The organism is Pseudomonas sp. B21-009 (assembly GCF_024749345.1).
GTDB lineage: Bacteria > Pseudomonadota > Gammaproteobacteria > Pseudomonadales > Pseudomonadaceae > Aquipseudomonas.
The window spans coordinates 5,720,505-5,739,813 of record NZ_CP087199.1; the positions used below are offsets into that span (position 1 = coordinate 5,720,505).

Below are 19,309 nucleotides of genomic sequence, written 5' to 3' on the forward strand. Positions count from 1 at the left end.
CTGGCCTCATCGCGGGTCAAGCCCGCTCCTACAAGCCTGAGAACAGTGCTGAACCTGTCGGAGCTGGCTTGCCGGCGATCGAGTGCGCAGCGCTCGCACTAGTGGTCCTGTAAAAACCAGACTCACTCTTCCCCGCCCCGATCCGCTCCACCCCACTACGCTTGCAGAGCCGCAGGACGCGGCTTTGTCTAGATCATGGAGCGTTCATGTCCCTCGCCCTTGTCCACAGCCGTGCCCAGGTCGGTGTTTCGGCCCCGGCGGTCAGTGTTGAAGCGCATCTGGCCAATGGTCTGCCGGCACTGACCCTGGTTGGCCTGCCGGAAGCGACCGTGAAAGAAAGCAAGGATCGGGTGCGCAGCGCGATCCTCAATTCCGGCCTGGAATTCCCCGCCCGGCGCATCACCCTTAACCTTGCTCCCGCGGATTTACCCAAGGATGGCGGACGCTTTGACCTCGCCATCGCCCTGGGGATCCTTGCCGCCAACGGCCAGTTCCCGATTGCAGCGCTTGGCGAGGTGGAATGCCTGGGTGAACTGGCGCTGTCCGGGGCAATCCGCTCGGTGCAAGGCGTACTGCCCGCTGCCTTGGCGGCACGAGAAGCCGGCCGGGCCTTGGTGGTGCCGCAAGAGAATGCCGAAGAAGCCTGTTTAGCATCGGGCCTGGTAGTGTTTGCAGTCAGTCACCTGCTGGAGTTAGTCGCCCACTTCAACGGCCAGAGCCCGCTCAATCCCTACGCTGCCAACGGCCTGTTGCTGCAGATCCGCCCCTACCCCGACCTCAACGAAGTACAGGGCCAGCAAGCCGCCAAGCGCGCACTGCTGGTTGCCGCCGCCGGTGCGCACAACCTGCTGTTCAGCGGCCCACCGGGCACCGGCAAGACCCTGCTCGCCAGCCGCCTGCCCGGCCTGTTGCCACCGCTGGATGAACGCGAAGCGCTGGAGGTGGCGGCGATACAGTCGGTGGCCAGCCATGTGCCGCTGAACAGTTGGCCGCAGCGGCCGTTTCGCCATCCGCATCACTCGGCCTCCGGTGCTGCGCTGGTCGGCGGTGGCTGTCGGCTTTCGAAATAGATGCGAATTTTTCGAAATTAATGCGACTGGAATATTCTACGCCTGTGGCGTCAGCGCTGCTTACTACCTGCGGCACGGTATCCAGGAAGAGGGTCGGCCGAACACGGTCACGCCCCGACTATTGGACAAGCGCACGTCTACATCTCGGGGATGTGCAAGCTCTACCTCAATACGTTCTACGACATCTACTTTGCCTTCGATTTGCCGCGAGGGATTCGTTTGGCGGAAGATCTGTCTGCGTAGCAGTCGACCTCGGCTGGACGGCTCTTGCTGCCGCTGGAGCAAGGCCACAACAGCGTCGAGGACTCCCGCCTGGCCGAAATGATCGCCGGTAATGTAGCAGCGCCCACCTCAGACGCCCGCCGCGCCTCCGCCACCGGCCGTCGAGGGTGTTACCACTGTTAGTCAGGGCTTGGCAGCCAGAATCACATTGACCGTCTGAGACTGGGACATCCAGGTAGAAGTTTGAGCGCAACGATACCTAACGACTTTCTGGATCCTGGCGTAGTCCTGCGCGAGCTGGCGCGCGAAGATCGGCTCATGATGGGCAATACGGTTACGGAACTTCCGAATGGCTTCCAGTGCTGAGCGAATTTGTGAGCGCAGCTGGTAATAGTGCAGGCCGGCCGGGGCATGGGGGAACAGACGTTTGAGGTGGTTGTCCCACAGCCCATGATCATAACGCGCGGTAAACATCGACTCCCAGAAGGCAAAGCTCATTTCGGCGATCGCTTTGTCCGTCGACGGGGGATTGCCACCCGCACTTTGTTCTGCTTTTTGTCGGGCCGCTAGCAGCGCTTGACGGGGCTTGAAGACAGGGCCTGCTTGCTCAGGCAAACTCAAGAAGAAACCTTGGCTCCAGGGCCATTGCGCGCCATAGGTCGCGGTCAAGGCTTCCGAAACAGCATTGCGAACCACCACCTCACAGAAATGCAGGGGGTGGATGAAGGCGGCGGAAATCGCAGCATTCCAGGCGTACAGGTTGATGGCGGCGCTCAGCGGGGAAGGCTGGTTGTGGCAAGCGGCCAGGTAGGTGCCCATCCTTGGTATGGACAAGGCAGCCTGCTTTGCAAGATCAGGCGACATGAAAGACATGGTTATGAGCCGAAGTTGACGAAGGCGTCATTTAGCCATAGAATCAGACCACTAACCACTTGGTTAGGAGTCGAACCTATAGCAGGATTGATTTCGCCGAGGGATGTACGACAGTACACACAAAGCCCACCGAAAGGTGGGTTTTGCGTTTGTGACGTGCGAAAAATCAGAGGTAACGGAATAACCCTGCAATCGACGGAGCCGCCCTTGACCTTTGAAGCCCCCCAGAAAACCAATCCGCATAATCTGACGGTGAACCAGCACACCTTCCCCCGCGCCAGCATCGCCCGCTTCGCGAATGAGAAAGGGGCAGTGCAGGTGCTGCGCAAAGCGACGGGTAAACGCTTTCATGCAAAACCGGCAGACCAGATCTTCTGCGCCCAGCGCGTCTGGAGTCAGCAGGCGGAAGGCGGGTTCATGAAGGACATCGAGGATGACTTCCAAGCCTTCGCGAGCGCTGTACTCGATGATCCAGCCTTCCCTCTTGGCCCGCAGCACTTCGCCCTGATCAACGAGTTTTACTGCTTGTGGAACATCCGCGCGCAGTGGAAAAAAAACGAGCGGCTGGCAGACCCGTCAATCACTAGCGTCAGCAGCGCCTTCAAGGTCATCGGGCTCCGCCACAATTACACCCAGGATGAGCAGGAGCAGTTGGAGGCGGCGGGTATCGGCTATATTCGCCCCGACCTCACGATATCCAGTCGCTCAATGGTGGCGCCGGCCATTCGCCTTAACCTTTCCGAAGCGGTCAGAAGGATGGATGGCGAAAGCTGGAAAATACTACGGGCAATAGAAGGGGAGTTCGTCGTGCCGGACAACTTTTTCAAATGGCTGATCGTGCCACTGTCGCCAACCGCCTGCCTTTGCGCTCATCCCGAGGTGACCCAGTCGAGGCTGCCCCCTGATGGCATGGCCATCATCAACCGCCTCGCTATCGAGTCAAGCATCGACTACTACTTCGCCCGTGACCAGGACGAGTGCCCGCAGTGAGTTACACCTAGGCTATTAAACTAATAGGCTCGTAGCTGGGCAGCGCAGATCACTGTGGGGACGAAAATTATTAAATCGCCGCATGATAACTAGAAAACATAGAATGGCGCTCAAAAGTTCCCATATCAAAAGACCACAAAGGACTGGATAAATTGGAAAAATGTTTATGGGGCAGCTGTTTCGCACTTGACCCTGCGGCGGCAAAAATCTTTGGATTTTCCGATTTCCTCGCGGGTATGGCACTAATGATACTGGCTTGGACAACCACCGATGTCCGATACCGATTTCGCATTCGGGTGGCGGCCATGCCTCTACAACGGCTGACATTCGTAGTTATTGGTTTAATTGGTAGTCTAACTCTACTGACAGATCTCTGGCGTGCTCGCGGTTGGAAAGTGCCAACTGCGCCTGCTTATATACCGTTCAGCATCACCCCCGAAACCTGGCAAGCGCTCTTGGGAGCAGGCTTTTTCATAACTTTTATGATTTGGGCTTTTTTTGCCTATATCAAACCAAGTATGTTTGGGCGTTTGAATGCAAAACGCTACACCGAAGCAGTACACCACTTTTTCTTGAATGCGCCGACCTCTGAACAAGCAATAGTTGCTCAAGAGCTAGCCTGGTCCGCGAGAGAAATTGTCAGATACGCGACAGAATATAATCCCAAGAAAAAAAGCAGCGAAGAGAAAGATCTCGACAGCACCCAGATCAATGCCAATACCTTGCTATCCTTGATCGGAAACCCAACTTTTTGTCGAGTTCTTGTTGCCGACGCTCCTGGTACTGCATTCTATTTCTTTCAAGCCATTGAAAGCCTGAGCAAATACGAATTATTCTTTTTTCAGCCGTTTTCTAGAAATTTTGTAAATGAGGCTCTGCGTAACAAAAACTCATTCTTGTATCACGAGGACAGTGGCTATGCTTCAGGCCTGATGGGTTACGACAAGCCTTTCACGACTTTGCTTTTCTCGAATTATAAGATGATTAAAGGCTTAGACTCTTTGTTGGACCCAGAGGACGTCTGGGAAAAAGGGAGACTCGACAGTGCGCAATGGAAATCTTACTGCAACCTGCTGATAACGGCTATAGAGGGTTGCATTGAGTCGAACGAAACGAAAAATACGGCTGTCTTAGATCGAGCAATCGGGCACATTAAAAATGCAGTATTTGATATTCAAAAAATAAACCCAGGCGCTGAATTTCAAGATGACACCCATGCGAGACTTAAAGTTGTATGCGAATTTGTAGGCCAATGCCGAGGTCTTCTCGCAGCCTACAATCCCCCGTCCAGCCCTTTGAAGAGGGACTATGATGACCCGATATCTGGCTTGCACGATGCGATTGCTGAGTTGATCGATGCAGCGATCCGTTTGGCTGCAAAGGTTCGAGCACCAATTGAGCAATCTCGTCAATTCCAGAGCGAGCTGATTTGGGATGAGCTCATGGGTTATCCGCACAACAAGAGCTCTTGGATGCTAAATACTAAAGTATGTAGACTAATTTTCGGTCGGATCAAAGACATTAGAACACCTGCCTCGACTGGCTGCCAACTTCTGAGTTTTTGCTTAAACGTAATGGGCTTGGAGTATGAGTATGACGGCCAACATTACAAGCGCGACCAACGCCTTCTACATCGCGCTGTCTTAGCCTGGACTCGCCGGAACTATCTGCAACTTTATAAGCGTAACCCACTTATGAGCGACGCTTGTCTTTGCGAAGGGATTACACTGGACTTGGAAAACCACCGTTTAGTAATGGAATTCCCAGCAAATACTCGAAGATCTGTTACGCGCCGCCAATATCTACCGCTAATCCAAAGCAATAGTGGACCCGAAGGGCAATAATTATCCTCGTGCAATCGAACTGATAGTCGCTTCGAGAAGCGCAAGACAGTTTTGGCGATATTCCATCTCTGTGGGTGCGATTCGAGATCAGAGCAATCAGATCGCTACGGCGGCACAAGAACAGCACCAGGTAGCCGAAGATATAAGCCCGCACATCATACAGATTCAGGTAGATGCGCAATTATCGAGGAATTAGCGTGCTCAGCTCAGTCGGATTCACGACAGCTGGAGGCGTTGTCTCAGAAATTCAGAAGCTTGGTGTCACTTTCAGTGACCTGAGGTTGTATAGCTCGCTACCCAATATCTGATCGCCGATCCAGCCTAGATAACGCTCACAGGGGCCCACGATACCTAGCCCCTCAGCGCTAGCTAACGCCTAGAATTCTAGACGCTAAGGCACGATTTCTAGCTCAATGCCTAGATTTCTAGACGTTACGTAACCATTGTGTGCTGAATCGCGCCGCCTCGACCTCGCACCTTGAATCATTCGTCCTACAGATGCTTGGCATCGAGGGCATGCGCAGCCAGAACGACCGTATACATAAGCGGGTCTTGCGGATTGGTGAGTCGCCTAGCGCGCCCTAGGAGCAGCCACATTGTAGCTGGGCATTGTTGCGCAGAATGTTGGGAGGAGGACATACTCTGATGGCAAAAAGGCATCGCACCACTGGAAGTGAGCTGTGATCCCGCGATTCATGTTCGATCTCAAGCTCCAGCCTGGCGTTAGAGCGCAAAAAACTTGCGGGGTTGAAATTTAGGATGTAGCTTTTTCTTACCAACACCGTAAAGTTTTCATACGAGGGACGCGCTGTGGAAATGAAATCTCAAATCGAAGCCTATCTGGGAGCATTTTGGGACAAGCGAGCGCTGGAGATCATCGATGATCCGCTATCTACGGATGAACTTGGGGCGCCGTTGGAGTCCATCGCAGCCTGTGAAGCGTTTGCCGGCATAGACAAGCTCGTAGGACGTAAGATGCCGGTGGAGCTGATCATTCGGAATGGCGGATACGAGTCCAAAACCCAGTTCGTGACAGAGGTGACCAAGGGTGTGCTTCAGCACCTCAAGGACAACTCGAAATGACGGGCGCAAATGACGACGAGCGGACAAAGATGGGCGACCGTCTACGCCAGGCTAGAGAGTACATGGGCCTGTCTCAAGATGACGTTGCCTTAGCCTTGGGACTATCGCGCCCATCAGTGACCAACATTGAGCTAGGTTCGCGCAAGGTCGAGGCATTGGAGCTAAGTAAGCTTGCCAGGCTCTATCGCAGGCCCATGGAGTATTTACTGACAGGGTCAGAGCCTGCCCCCACAGGTCCAGAGCAGCTTGTGTTCCTGGCAAGGGCGGTCAACGGCTTGTCAGGAAAAGACCTCGAGGAAGTGGCGAGGTTTGCTGAGTTTTTGAAGCAGTCTGCGAGCAGGGACAGGGAGTGAGTAATGGGGAATCGTGATATAGCGATAGCCACCGCGACGGAAGCGGCGAAAGTGCTAGAAGTGGCTCAAGCCATGGTGCGAATAGAGCAGGACGGCTATACACGCATTGACCCCTTCAAGGTCGCAGCCTCTGCTGGAATTCCTGTGCTGCTCAGGCCTATGGACCGGCTGCTCGGTGCTTTCATGCGCGAAGATTCACCAGGAATCCTCATCAACACCCTGCGCTCGGCTGGCATGATCCACATGACCTGTGCACACGAGCTTGGCCATTTTTTTATGGGCCATGCCACCGCTTTCGATGAAACGATTGACTATGGAGCACAGGCGGCACAGCTAGAGCAAGAAGCGGACTGGTTTGGATATCATTTGCTGGTTCCGCGACGCCTACTGTCCATAATTTGCAGGCGAAAAGGCTGGGACAAAAATTCCCTTCAGAATCCCCATGTCCTTTATCAGATGTCTCTAAGGCTCGGCATCAGCTATCGGGCTGCAGCTTGGTCGTTGTATCGCCATAAAATCTTTTCTTACGATGTGGTGCAGAACCTGCTGAGTACCTCTCCGGCGCAGATCAAAGCAGCGCTGCTACAGTCCGTCCCCATGGCGGATGCGACCAAAGAAGTTTGGCTTCTGGATGAGCACGATCGCTCGTCTGTACTGGAACCTCGTCCAGACGACGTGATGGTCGTGAGACTTCCTAGCCATGCCTCGGCCGGCTACCTCTGGCAACCTGACTCCATAAATCAGCTGGAGTCTGAAGGCTTTGCACTAGCACCGTTGCCGGCGTCAGAAGTGGGGTTAGATCAGCTTTCGTTTGGTGCAGATTCCACGATGGACTACATGATCCAGGGCGGCCGGCTGGGGTTTGACTCCCCGATTCCGATCAACCTCTCGGAGTCCAGACCATGGGAAGGGAAGCAGCAGCACGACTCCACCTTCACCTCACACGCGCACTTTGAGCCGATTGTTGATGGATTGTCGCGCGAAGCTAAGCAGGCACTTCTCCTGGAGGTGTCAGGATCGTGATTACAGTTGAATGCTTGCTTTCAGAGTCTCGCAGTGCTGCAAATGATCAAGGAAACAGGCCTACCTGTCTGGCCTTTGCAATCGCCACCCTTAATCGGAAATTTGCTCCGCAGGATTTGGGGCCTGAGTATTTCTATCGATCTGCGATTTCATTGATCCCAGGTTGGTGTCCTGGCCAAGGTCTGAATGTAGCCGCCGCCAAGACTGCATCTGCATTAGGCCACCCGATAGAGCTCGACTACCCCTACCAGCCCGCTGAGCCGACTACTCCACTTGAAGCGTTACCAACAGGACTGACGCTCTACGGCCGTGCTGTGGAATTCTATAAGCCCAATATCAGCCGCTTAATGTCGAGCCTACAGGCTGGAGAGGCGGTAGGTCTCGCACTCAGGCTTACTCGCGAGTTCTTTACCCCAACCGGGGACATCATTGGATTCAGCAACATCGTCCTGCCGGGAACGATGATTCACGCTGTTGTTGTCGTGGGGATGGGATACGACGAGCATCAAGAGCCCTGGTTCCTTATCCGCAACAGTTGGGGTGCAGGCTGGGGAGCGAATGGGTACGCTTGGCTTTCGTCAACTTATGTTACCGCGCATGCCTCGTGCGCTTTTGGAGTAGAACATGGCAGTTCTGTTTGAAGCTGAGCGTGCGGTACCCGCATGGCTTGCGGCAGCCCGATACCTGGAAAAGCGTCCGAGCCAGATCGATCGCAACCTCATTCTAGAAATCAAATCTCCCGGGACTGTGACAGCCGAGGACCGTGCGGTAATCAAGGCAGTCGATACGGCGCTCCGTCACAGCACCCCTGGGCTGTCTGTGGATACTGTTGCTGGAACGATTTTTCCTGCCGGGTTGTACAAACGCGACGGGCGTCCTGAGTTTTATCAGAGGTACCTGGACGTCATGAAGCGTGCACAGAAACCACATACATGGGGCACCTATGCCCTGCGTATGATGCGCAGAGTCGCGAGAGACGGGAAATCAACGTACAACCCCTTAGAGACGATTGTCCGGAAGCTGGAGGCATCCAAGCAGGGTCGCAGCTACCAAGCGGCCTACGAACTTGGCGTTATCGATACCCAATACGACATCGCAGACAATACCAATGAGTTTGGCTGTGAGTTACCACTATACGAGCCTGGAAGTGACCGCAACAAGGCTCTTAACATGCCTTGTCTGAGCCATGTGAGCTTCAAAATCACCGATGATAAGGTCGACCTGACAGCGATTTACCGCTCCCAGTGGTATGGGCAGAGGGCACTGGGGAATCTGATTGGTCTCAGCAATCTGCACAAATTTGTTGCGACCGAGTCAGGCTTCGACTCGGGGGTGCTCACCTGCATTGCCACCCACGCCTACCTGGACAGGGACACCCTAGGTGGAGCGCAGGCCGCCAAAGAGATGCTGAAAGGCTTTCCTGCCTAACTCAGAAGAGTGAAACCTGACGTTTTGGGGTGAGCGCTTCAACAGGGATGTCATACAGAGCGCTCATCCCATTGCGGAAATCCCTGATGCCGCCATAGCTCGGATGACGTATCGCAACCACATCGACGTCAAACTTGCTCGCATACGCAAAGGCGTCTTGTCCGATCGCTACGACACGCCGCACCTTGAGCCCTTTGATCAGCATGTTGTTGAGCTCGTTCACCCGCTTGAGTTCACCGCTGGTGAACTTACGGTTGGTAAACGGGTTGCCTGGCTCGTGTGGATGGAATGGAAAAACGTTCCACAGCAGCGGGGGAAGCTGAATTGCCCTCAACACCGACCATATCTCTGTCGCAGTTCTCTCGGCGACGGCCGGCCCTAGCGTCGCCTGAGTAAAGCTGGCACCTGGATAGCGCTGATTCATTTCCGGCAGATGGTACTCATCTGTCAGTGCCAAGCCTGTACGCCTGCCGCCACGGTAGCCTAAATCGCGCCCCATCCAGATTGTATCAATCCCGATTTCTGCCGCTGCTTTCAGATACTGCAGCAGGTTCTCTCGGCGCGAGACGACCGCGTCGGCTCGGTCATGGACTGGGCATTGATCTGCGTAGGGGTTGAAGACGTTCTCTAATTTGAGCGCCGACATGGCTTCAACAAAGGCGATAGGGTTCATAGCTTTTCATTCTGTGTAAATGGTTTGAAGCTCATGGTGTGCGCATTCAAATCGATCTCGACTGAGCCACCGCGGTGCGCCTGAAGCAGCCTGAACACCTGGAACCCCGTGAGAATGGCCTTTTCCCACTGCCATAGCTTGCAAGCGGACACTTCATATCCTTCAACCATGCCCTGGATCTGCTTGAGCAAGCCATAATCGAGGCTGCCGGGCTTGGCATCCACATAAAAGTGCTGGCCCTTGGCGTGGTTGAAGATCCAGGTCGCGATGCCCTCTTCAATGATCATCGCGCGCGCCCCATCCTCATTTTCATCAGTCCGGGGATTCGATTTTCGCTTGCGTTTCAGAAGCGCTCGGAAGACTGGTGACCAGCCAAGGAACGCAACATACGCCAAATGGAAGACGTCGTGAAAGCGGTAGTCGTCGGGTTCATTGCTATTGTCGGTGAGGCGGTCGCCAATGAACACGCCATTGAGGCTCTGGACCACATGGCTGCTGCCTAGGGAGCCGCGCTCGATGAATTCAATGGAAAACTTACGCGGAAAACGCTCGTGCTCCGGATAGGAGTCATCAAAGAGCGCGGTGTAAGAGATCTCGCCCTTAGGCCATCGACTAGAGATTTTTTCCAGGTTAGCTCGCGCGACATCCTCAATTTTCAGATTGAAGCTTGCACAGGTTAATGCGAGCTCCATCAGATGATTGCCGAAGTGAATCGCACGGGATGGTGGCGACATCGCCATGAACTGCACAAGACTTACCTTCGCCATTACGCCTGCAGCGCTTGCCAACTCGCTGAGCTGCGCGGAGCGTTCGATTGAGTCAGGTTCTCTGCGGACTTCAATAAGGCTATCTATGTGTCGAAACGTAACCGGAATCAACGCCGGCTGTTCGTTCTCGTTCAAGCGTGCACGCAATGCAGCTATACAGCGCTCACCAATTTCGTTCTGGCTGACCTGCACGCATGCCGCTACGTTGACCAGATACCAAAGAGCATCACCAAGCTCTTCCGCAGCCGCCTCGCTCACGGAAAATGGCAACTGATCGCGAACGGATTTTTTGACCTCAGAAAGCAAACCACCGATTTCACCGAAATAGCCAAATCTCAGGCTTTGAAAACCATCGTGGCTCCCATCAAATCGATTGGTTTCCGTGGCCTTTAAGCAGTACTCAGGTACCGACAGTGAAACCTGTTGAGGTTGTGGACTGACCATAAAAATTCCCTTTCTCTGATGCCAGTTTGTTGTAGCGCGCCTCAGCAGGCAGCCACCATCTCCGACCGCATTTTCTTCGCGCAATCAACGATCATTTCTCGTTCTGCTTTGCGCGCCCCCATCGAGAGTGCCCGCGCGCGTACCGAGACGGTCACATCATAGTGAGGGTAGCGTGTGTTTGATTGAAACCAGCTCCGCCTCAGGCCCAATTGTGCGGCGAATGTGTGCAGCTCATCCAAAGAATCCGCGACCAAATGACACCAAACACGCCCCCGCCACGATATCCCTTCCGCGTCCACATACACAGCCATTTTGGGCTCGCCTATTTGCCATAAATGTGCAAATATTTTGCATCTTTTTAACACATTTTTCAACCTTTAATGAACGCAAAACACATCGGCGTCCGCATAGCAAAAGCCCGAAAAGATCGAGGACTAACCCTTAAATCATTGGGCGAAGCTGTAAATGTTCACCATTCACAGCTCTCTCGAATTGAAAGGGGCCAGGCTCGACTGCTCGGTAAAAATCTGCAGAAAATATGCACATTCCTGGGGATTGAACCGCTAACTCGAGTTGCTGACGGCCAGCCCCAAAACTTCGTGGCCAGGGCAGAAGCACTGCTTGAGGAGTGGCCAGAGTGCGAGCAGGTACTGAACGCTTTACTAGAAGCTCTAGAGACTTCATTGGTGCGTGATCAACGCGCCAAATGAATGGGTAGCAGGAGCGACTAGATCAGCTGGCTACGACCTACCGCGCGACCTGTCCGCTGATGCACAACCGTGCATTCCCCCAGCCCTGATAATGGCCAATTGATGTTACTTTCTGCCATGCCCTGAGATAGAGTACTTTCACGTAGGCGAGCTTGGAGATAGCGTTTAGTGACTGAAGCGGTGAAGCGGTGCTCATTTGCATACCGAAGGCCTGACCTCAGGAATCCGGACAGCAAAACTCAAAACTGGGAAGAAGACTACATCGTCTGGTGGTATGGCCCCGTGATGCGCAACAACAGGGCAATGTCCATTCCTCTGGTGACCGTGATTTTTCGCAGGCTCCTGGACAACGTTCCTGGCGACTTTAAGGTGGCCCACCTCCCGCTCACCAGCCTGCCGCACTACAGGGTCGGGAGCATTTGGCGGGGCGGTCGCTGCATCTCAGACACGGAACTTGTCACCGAAAGGCTACCGGTGAACTTCTCTGCTGGAAAATGTCAGGTCACCTCCCGCAGGGACCTCATCGCCAACCGCCAAGAGCGCCTTTTTTCAGATGCAGAGTACCCGCTGCTCTATCAAAACAATGATCGCTGCAAACTTCTCAACTTCCCGCTGGGGGATGGCAAAAAGAACCTTCTGATCCCATGCACAGAGTACTTCGTACGGGCCTATGCGAGGAACATGGAGGTCTGCAGAGTCCTAGCCAATCTGAGTTGGTCAGATGTTCTCACAATTCTGTTTGAGAGCCCGGAAGCCGAGCGTGACCTGCCCGTCTGGCTGATACGGCCAGGTCCGAGGATGCGCCTCTTCGACGCGGTATTCCTAGCCCATATTCTCTATGACCCACACACGACCAGTGTGGTCAGAAAGGTCAATTCACAATTCATGTCAAGCGCACCAGGCGAGAGCGTGCTCCTCGAGTGCCGGCCATGGTTCGAAGGCCCTGGAGAAATCCTCGGTCGGGGAAGGTGGCTGAATGGCGGAGAAACCTTTTTATGCTTGGACCTGATGGGAACGAATCTGCCCAAAGGCCCTGAAGTTGAATTTCAGAAGCTGAAATACGACAGCAGCGAAGGTGAGGACGGCATGGGAAGGACAGTACTTCCGCGTCCAATCAAAAGCGTTGCCGCCGAAGAGTTCCTCCAGGAGCGCTCCACAATCGAGCCGGATGGGCATGCCGAAATCTATGAGGCGAAAGCTGCTTCGTTCAAAGTACTCGGCGAAAGGCGCCCAGTGAAAAAAACCAAATCCATTGTGAAGGCCAACAAAGGCCGTCTCGGCCCAGCACCGCCTGAGGCAGATGGCGTTTCCGCAGGTACCGGCACAGGAAGCGGCAAACACGTTGGCAAGCTCGAAACGATATCGGATGCTGAGCAAGAAACGCCGCCAGACGTTGAGTTGGAAACTCAAGGTTTTCTGATGGACATCTGGAATGCGCTTAAGTCGATTGCTGCTGACAATCCGGAAAAAATCCTACGCGTTGACTGGTACACGCCCGTGGCACGATTCAGCAGCAAGCCACCACTAAATGTCGTTGAGCTCGCCGTCGAAAACGAAGAGGACCTTGATTCAAAGGTGCGCTCCTGGCTGTATCTTGACCGAAGCACCGGACTGCGGCGAGGAATTCTGATCGTGCGTATCAAGACAATCAGGGGTAATTACTTCTGCTTCGAGGTCCAGCGCAAGGATGAGAAAGTCGGTGAGATGCCTCCCGGCTCTGCGGGGTTGCTGATGAAGTTCAGCGGGGATGAAGAAGCGTTCAAAAAATTCGTCACTGAGCTATGTCGAAAAATTCTCGGCTACAGAGGGGTATTCGGCAAGCTTAAGAAACTGTATCCAGAAGAATACGTCACCTTCAAACATGGAAAGGGAGACAAGAAAATTCTTTACCGGAACATCCTGATCAATAAGTTCAGCGAGCTTGGGATAGAGCTCAGCTAAGCCTAGATCCAAACCAGCTCAATCAACTTTGGCTCGCTCGTAGGTGCCCGCCGAAGGCACCCACAGCACGCCCTGTGCGCATTCAATATTGAAGCCTGCGGTGCCTTCGTAGCTGGCCGGAACATAAACCAGCGATGTGCGTTTCGCTCTGCTGATACCGTGAAAATAGGCCAAGGCCTTAACGATCCAGCGGGATTCAAAATCGTGGCTATCATCCCGCTGCGGCAGCAACTCAACCAGTTCCCGTTCGAGCTTCGCTCGCTTCTGCTGCCTCACCCAGCTCATGCTCGGACGAGGGTTCAGACCGGCGCTGTATACCTGGTTCAAGTAACCGACAAATCCTGTGACGCTTGCCACTTGCCCCGGTGACTTGCGCCAATAGCCGTCGAGCGTTTTCTGATCAATCATAGCGGCGGCTTTCAGCCGCGAATGGTCCAGCAAGCTGGAGGCCGATCGCAAGGCTAGCCTGACAGACCGAAGGCTAATGTCGCCGGCAGCCAACCTGCTTTGCATCCTGTGGTGATAACCAGCAATCAACTGCTGAGGCCAGGGCTCACGGGATTGCTCCATGATTTCCTGCACACGTCGCTGTTCAGAATCTTCTTCACGGGTCTGCGCGCACACCAACAGATCATCGCATTCGCTCAGCCAGCGCACCGGAACTTGGGCGCGACGCAATCCTTCGGCCGAAAAATGTCGCAACAGCTGAGGGTATGCCGGCACATCTCGCCAAGCGTTTTCAATCTCTTTGAAGAACTCGTAATAGGTATTGATCTTCAAGGCCGCGGCCTTGGCACCAAGCTCAACCAATACCCAACTCCCGAATTGCTCAAACCGCTGTGCCATAGATGGCAAACTCATGCCGGCAATGTTAATTGCCAGCCGCTTGTGGAAGGTTCGCGCCCAATAGCACTGCTCACATTCTTCACCCCGCCCAGCGGGTGTACTGGCACCACACGTCATGCACGCATGCACACCACCCTCAATGCAAGCCTTGCAGCGCCGCCGGCCATCCGGCTCATCAATCAATACGCGATGTCGCCGGCAATCTGGGCAGGTCTCGGCAACAGGCCCAGTGCATTTCGGACAAAGCAATTTACCTGTGCGAGAGTTCCTCGCTGTTCGCTGTGAAAGCGCTCCGCAAGACTCACACATCGCCGGCTCACGAAAATGCACTGCACAGGGTTTGCAAACAGGGCCGTAGCGGGTGATTCGGCCTACCTTAAAATCAACCTTGTTGCACCGCGCACAGGGACCACTCCGCAAGCAGGCGCTGCAACGCGCCGCCTTATCAAACATTGGGAGCCGGGAGAAATTACCGCAGCCAGGACAGAGCCGCCGCTTGAACAGCCGCGGATAGCAGTTCCCGCAATAGCGCTTCCCTTGGTAAACCCTTTTCGGCTGTTCGATGGGACGGCCACAGCCGTCGCATTCACAACCACCCAAATGTTCAACGGATGCCACGTCGTCTGACCTTTCGCTTCAGTCGCAACCACATACGCAAGGTTCGCGCTGGGCTACTGGGATGTCCACAACCAACTCCACCAGCCAAATGGTGCCTGGGGGCCTGCAACGCGGCGGCCAGTTCCAATAGAACCGGAGGCGCACCATTGAGGGGAATATGAAGAGTCGAAGCAGGGAGTGACTCACGTCGCGCTACTTCGATAAACCTATCCGGGCCGGCAGACATTATTACCCATACGATGCTGAGCAGCACAGCGCGTTCCGCGGGAGCGAGGTACTCGAGGGGTAACCCCAACGAAACCGGATGTAGGGTCTCAAGCGCTATCCCCAGTGATTCAAAGAAGCGTACGGCAGCAACGCTATGGTGACGCAATGCTGCCTGAGCAAAGCTCACCATGGTTCGTGCAACGGTTAGCCAATCGCGAAAGTCCAGAGGCAATGTACCGTACATGGGGTGCCGCCCGATGCCTTCATCCACAAAACGCTGGAAAGCCAGTGCTGCTTCTACAAATGCGCTCCGCGTGTTGTCACTTAGAGGAGCCCCACACCTGTGGCAGTCGTTGAATGAGGCACCAACTTTGAGCAGCTCCGGTTGCAGAGGCGCCAGGCAGCGCCCGCACTGCTCAACAAGCAGTACCCCATGGACCGGGCAGCAGGTATGCCAGGCCAGACGCCATTGAATGAGGTATCGCGAGTTGTATTGTGCAATACAATCCGGACAGCATTGCAGTCCCCCACTATGGTGATTCCCTCTGCAGCCCAGCACCGTTATCCAGGGCCAGTTCCCACGCGGCAATCTGTCCGGCAAGCGCATGATCGACGGCATTACATGTGCAAGGGTAGCGGACTGCAGGCTCGCATAGGGCACACCCGATTGCTTGCTCAGGACAGCCAACCTACTTGCTGAAACACCACGATCCAAGTCGCCGGTCCTGCCCCTAAAACCTCTCCAAGCCGAAGCAATTAACGCAGTGGGACAGCAGCCGTGAGCAAGTGCCACCCTGGCAATCCAGGAGGTCAAAAGCTCATCGGCAAGTAGCGGTTTGCTGAGAGGCCAAACAGGCTCTACAGGGCCTGCTCCCGGATGCCACGAGTAGGACGCAACCATGACATGCCCTCGATGAGTTCAATGTCGATGCATTCCTTGCCGGAAACTATCGCCTGCTTCGAACACTCCATCAGAAGCCGGTGCACGTTGCCCAGGTTACCGCCGGAGATCGCGTGGATTCGTCGGGCCTTGTCTGGATGTGCCAACCCGGACGGCTTTTTCAGGGGCAAAATCGACTCAAAACCTTTGAGCATGCGCTGGAACTCAGGATCGAGTTTCCACTGATCAAGCTTGATGACATCGAAGCGGCTGGCGTGCTGCGGGTCATGATGGAGGATGCGCACGGCATCGGTCGTCCCCACGCCAATGATCGGAATCACCAACTCATTGCAAAGGGACTTCAAGGCATTCATCACTTCCCGCTGCTTGATGGCAGAGCCGGTCAGCAACGAATGGAACTCGTCAATTATCAGCATCCTGACCTTGAGCTCGCGGAAGGAATGAATCACCTGGTAGCGCAACGCCAACTTGGTGTCGGTGATTCTGTAAGGCATCCACAGCTGTTCCAACAAAGCCACGTAGAGTGCCTTCTCGTCAGCAGCCGAAGGTGCTTCCGCCAGAATTAAGGGGCGGACCGGATCATCATTTTCGTCGACATACCCTTCGCCATGCGTTTTTTTAAAACGCCTGATGATGGTGGTCTTGCCATTGTTTGAATCGCCCACGATCAATAGATTCGGCATGCGGGCACGCTTGGGCATGACGATCAGGTTACTTAGCGTGTCCAGGATTGTGCGAGCGGATGCATATCCGATCCAGCGCTCCTCTCCCATGAAGAGAATCCGTTCCCGATCGCTCAGTTGCAACACTGGCCGGAAATCAGCATGGATGTGTTCGTATGTGCTCATTCGACTTCACCTGTCGATTCAACATCCGAAAGCATAAGCAGATCAGAGTCCTCCTGGACGAGATCAAGTACCAGCTTCGCAACGGGCTTTGTTGGTTGGGCCGGCGTCCCCTTTTTACTGTGGGTACGACTCTTCTGAGCGTCTTTGCGGGCTTTCTTGCTGGTCGCGGCTGCCTCTTCGACAAGCTTTCGGTTTTCCAGGGCGTACTCAGCGATGAGAGCGTCGTCAATGTTATCGCGCCCCTCGCTGACCGCTTTGTCCTTGGCCGCGTGATATTCCCAGAGAGTCACCGCGGGGAATGCCTGGTATGAGGCCGGCACCCGGAAATATTGCTTCAGAACGGGATCGTAGAACCAGATCACACTGACATCCCTGGGGTCACGCCTGAAAAGCAGCTTGAGTGCCTTTCCAGTTGCGGGATCCTTGCGATTGATCCAATGGCGCAGTGCCTCGGAGTAATAGAACAGATCCCACTGTACACCGTACGTTTGCACTGTCCTGCGAACGGAGGGGAGGAAATCCAGCTGCACTGCCAAAGGATCGGTCGGTCGCGCCGGCACACTGATCAATGGATCGACTTCCCGATTTCCGAAGAATGCCAACTGCCACTTGCGAGCGGGGCTCATGTGGATTTTTTTGTGGTAGCTCTGGTGGTACTTCAGGATTGATCGGACCAGCCATACCTCGAATTCCGCCATGGTTAGAACCGCCTTGGCTTCCGAGTCATAACCCTCGCGCTCCTCAGGGCTACTGAAGGTGGTACCCGGCAGCTCGTGCACCATTCTCATGAACGTACCCAGCACTCGCTCGATTCGACCACCGTATTTGGGGACCTTGGCAGGGCGAAAGACGCTGTCGATACCGTAGTTCTTGCAAGAGTCAACGATGTTCTGCGCCCGGAAATCTGCGCCGTTGTCCGTGTGGATCGTGCGAGGGAAACCCCATACGGGCCACTCTCCGCGAATGTCGTGAGCAGCCAGCCAGGCCTCTTTGGGCAAAATGGAATGGGCGATACACATCGCCACCGATATCTCGGACGGTGATTCGAACGCCAGGTAGTAACCAACGATCATGCAGGAGTAAGTGTCGATGGCGAGAGTGAGCCACGGCCGACCAATCGGCTTGCGGTGGCGTTCGTCTACCACGATGAGATTGACCGGGGTATGGTCGATCTGCACGATAGCCAGCGGATAACCTTCATCTGGAAACTGGCCGACCGAGGGGGTGTGCTTATTGTTCACCTGATCGGCATAGCCTCGCCTACGAAGCTTGACCACCTCCGGGATCTGTCGGATTCGGGCACGAATGGCGGAAGCGCCAGGAGGCTGGATACCAAGCGCTCGCGCTCTACGCTCAATCTCAGAAATGGTGGACTGGACTGTGTATCGTTGCTCTGTCAGGTAATAATCATCCAGCGCTTCCTGTACGAGCTTTTCTCCTTCAATGGAGAGACGAGTACTGCCCTCGCGCCAACCACGTTTGCGAGGCACAAGCGCCAGAACTTCATTCCATCGGTTGTAGCTATCCAGCCAACGGTAGAGGGTTGCCGGACTGGCGCCGGTTGCCTTGGCTCGTGCGGCAACGGTCTCCCTGGACAGAACCGTGTTGCCGAGCAACGGCAGAATGGCGGAGTAGCGTTTTTGGGCAATGGCCCAGGCATCGGAGCTGATACTGCTGATGTCGTGATTGACATACAGCCCGTCCAATTTTTCCGGCTCCACAGCCCTCAGGTCCAGAATTTGAAGAGCCGTACTGCGCCCCGTCTCGACCTCAGTACCAATCACCGTTTGCAGATCCAGGATCTGGACAATCCGGTAGACCTGCTTGTCCCGGCGTACCATCGCGCCGACCTCAATGGCAACGCGAGACCGAACAGGCTCATAAGGAACCAGGTGTTCGCTGGTGTCGTCTTCATACAATTTCATGATCGGGCACCCAGAGCTCGAGGTTTTGGTTCAGTGGTTCGGTGATGTCGCAGTCAAGCTGACGCGTGGCAATCAGGTGCCATAGCAGCGACACACCCCGATCGCGGTAAATGCCGTTGAAATGCCGGGCCAGAAGGTAGTGCACAGGAGCAACCTCCATCTCGCGCAGCGTCTTCAACACAGCGTCGACATCACACTGTTCAAAGATCATTCGCTCGAAGCGCTCCAGGAACACAATGTTTTCGAGTGGAAGGCCGCGAATGCGCGACTCGTCATAAATGCGGAACTGCCACCCCTGACTACGGGCCAACCGGCGTGCTTCCTTCCATTTGCCTGACCACTCCCGCCAGTTCTCCACCCACTGCGCCTTTGGCTTTACCTCCACGAGCATTGGCCGCTGCATGCCAAAGTAGGGCAAAGGCTGCTGGTGGAAGAAGACAAGGTAATCGGGTGTGTAGATCTGAGGCCGGCCTAGGGAATCGGTAAAAGGGACCTCCACAGGTTGGGAGATGACGGACTCAACCTGGTGAGAGAAGCGCATAC

At 54.8% G+C, this 19,309-nt stretch carries 18 protein-coding genes and 1 pseudogene; 10 read left to right on the top strand and 9 right to left on the bottom strand.

The genetic code is table 11. From position 1 onward, the window contains the following. Nucleotides 1–206: 206 nt before the first annotated feature. Nucleotides 207–1,058 (top strand): annotated as a pseudogene (locus LOY34_RS26515) (YifB family Mg chelatase-like AAA ATPase); the annotation flags it as partial. A 417-nt stretch (nt 1,059–1,475) separates the two neighbouring features. On the opposite strand, the gene LOY34_RS26520 reads toward LOY34_RS26515, so the two are convergent. Then, complete coding sequence (locus tag LOY34_RS26520; protein WP_258664089.1) at nt 1,476–2,165, bottom strand: Abi family protein; 690 nt, start codon at nt 2,163–2,165, stop codon at nt 1,476–1,478. A gap of 207 nt (nt 2,166–2,372) precedes the next feature. Here LOY34_RS26520 and LOY34_RS26525 point away from each other — a divergent pair, with 207 nt between their 5' ends. The 7 genes from LOY34_RS26525 to LOY34_RS26555 all read left to right on the top strand — a co-directional run bounded on the left by LOY34_RS26525 (nt 2,373) and on the right by LOY34_RS26555 (nt 8,886). Further along, nucleotides 2,373–3,155: a DUF4238 domain-containing protein gene (locus tag LOY34_RS26525; protein WP_258664090.1), complete on the top strand. Its 783-nt coding sequence runs from the start codon at nt 2,373–2,375 to the stop codon at nt 3,153–3,155. Nucleotides 3,156–3,307: 152 nt separating this feature from the next. Beyond that, a complete protein-coding gene (locus LOY34_RS26530) occupies nt 3,308–4,999 on the top strand; it encodes a hypothetical protein (protein ID WP_258664092.1) in 1,692 nt (563 codons plus the stop codon). Between the two features lie 816 nt (nt 5,000–5,815). Further along, nucleotides 5,816–6,082, top strand: coding sequence for a hypothetical protein (locus tag LOY34_RS26535; RefSeq protein WP_258664093.1), 267 nt, complete (start codon nt 5,816–5,818; stop codon nt 6,080–6,082). Between the two features lie 29 nt (nt 6,083–6,111). Further along, nucleotides 6,112–6,435, top strand: a complete 324-nt coding sequence (locus LOY34_RS26540) for a helix-turn-helix domain-containing protein (RefSeq protein WP_258665163.1) — start codon at nt 6,112–6,114, stop codon at nt 6,433–6,435. A gap of 3 nt (nt 6,436–6,438) precedes the next feature. Beyond that, entirely contained in the window at nt 6,439–7,458 is a 1,020-nt protein-coding gene (locus LOY34_RS26545; RefSeq protein WP_258664095.1) for an ImmA/IrrE family metallo-endopeptidase, read from the top strand. Then, entirely contained in the window at nt 7,455–8,099 is a 645-nt protein-coding gene (locus LOY34_RS26550; protein WP_258664096.1) for a C1 family peptidase, read from the top strand. The genes LOY34_RS26545 and LOY34_RS26550 overlap by 4 nt, the downstream gene beginning before the upstream one ends. Beyond that, nucleotides 8,083–8,886, top strand: a complete 804-nt coding sequence (locus tag LOY34_RS26555; RefSeq protein ID WP_258664098.1) for a hypothetical protein — start codon at nt 8,083–8,085, stop codon at nt 8,884–8,886. Before LOY34_RS26550 ends, LOY34_RS26555 begins: the two co-directional genes overlap by 17 nt. A gap of 1 nt (nt 8,887) precedes the next feature. Here the strand turns inward: LOY34_RS26555 and LOY34_RS26560 are convergent, their stop codons facing one another. From LOY34_RS26560 to LOY34_RS26570, 3 genes are read right to left on the bottom strand one after another with little or no spacing between them, the layout of a single operon-like run. Beyond that, nucleotides 8,888–9,559: a uracil-DNA glycosylase gene (locus LOY34_RS26560; protein WP_258664100.1), complete on the bottom strand. Its 672-nt coding sequence runs from the start codon at nt 9,557–9,559 to the stop codon at nt 8,888–8,890. Next, entirely contained in the window at nt 9,556–10,854 is a 1,299-nt protein-coding gene (locus LOY34_RS26565; protein ID WP_258664101.1) for a nucleoside triphosphate pyrophosphohydrolase family protein, read from the bottom strand. The genes LOY34_RS26560 and LOY34_RS26565 overlap by 4 nt, the downstream gene beginning before the upstream one ends. Beyond that, a complete protein-coding gene (locus LOY34_RS26570; protein WP_258664103.1) occupies nt 10,812–11,081 on the bottom strand; it encodes a DUF4031 domain-containing protein in 270 nt (89 codons plus the stop codon). Before LOY34_RS26570 ends, LOY34_RS26565 begins: the two co-directional genes overlap by 43 nt. A gap of 69 nt (nt 11,082–11,150) precedes the next feature. Between LOY34_RS26570 and LOY34_RS27650 the strand changes: the two genes are divergently transcribed. Continuing rightward, nucleotides 11,151–11,480 carry a helix-turn-helix domain-containing protein gene (locus tag LOY34_RS27650; RefSeq protein ID WP_408980896.1) on the top strand — a complete coding sequence of 110 codons (330 nt, stop codon included), beginning with the start codon at nt 11,151–11,153 and terminating at the stop codon, nt 11,478–11,480. Nucleotides 11,481–11,648: 168 nt separating this feature from the next. Beyond that, nucleotides 11,649–13,421, top strand: coding sequence for a hypothetical protein (locus LOY34_RS26575; protein WP_258664105.1), 1,773 nt, complete (start codon nt 11,649–11,651; stop codon nt 13,419–13,421). Nucleotides 13,422–13,439: 18 nt separating this feature from the next. On the opposite strand, the gene LOY34_RS26580 is transcribed toward LOY34_RS26575, so the two are convergent. The 5 genes from LOY34_RS26580 to LOY34_RS26595 all read right to left on the bottom strand — a co-directional run bounded on the left by LOY34_RS26580 (nt 13,440) and on the right by LOY34_RS26595 (nt 19,307). Next, the gene (locus LOY34_RS26580; RefSeq protein ID WP_258664107.1) at nt 13,440–14,231 is read right to left on the bottom strand and encodes a hypothetical protein; all 792 of its coding nucleotides are present in this window, start codon (nt 14,229–14,231) and stop codon (nt 13,440–13,442) included. A 640-nt stretch (nt 14,232–14,871) separates the two neighbouring features. Beyond that, nucleotides 14,872–15,993, bottom strand: a complete 1,122-nt coding sequence (locus LOY34_RS27655) for a TniQ family protein (protein ID WP_408980897.1) — start codon at nt 15,991–15,993, stop codon at nt 14,872–14,874. Then, entirely contained in the window at nt 15,951–16,841 is an 891-nt protein-coding gene (locus LOY34_RS26585; protein ID WP_258664109.1) for a TniB family NTP-binding protein, read from the bottom strand. Before LOY34_RS26585 ends, LOY34_RS27655 begins: the two co-directional genes overlap by 43 nt. Next, nucleotides 16,838–18,766: a Mu transposase C-terminal domain-containing protein gene (locus LOY34_RS26590; RefSeq protein WP_258664110.1), complete on the bottom strand. Its 1,929-nt coding sequence runs from the start codon at nt 18,764–18,766 to the stop codon at nt 16,838–16,840. Before LOY34_RS26590 ends, LOY34_RS26585 begins: the two co-directional genes overlap by 4 nt. Continuing rightward, nucleotides 18,753–19,307: a TnsA endonuclease N-terminal domain-containing protein gene (locus LOY34_RS26595; protein WP_309475832.1), complete on the bottom strand. Its 555-nt coding sequence runs from the start codon at nt 19,305–19,307 to the stop codon at nt 18,753–18,755. Before LOY34_RS26595 ends, LOY34_RS26590 begins: the two co-directional genes overlap by 14 nt. Nucleotides 19,308–19,309: the final 2 nt, after the last annotated feature.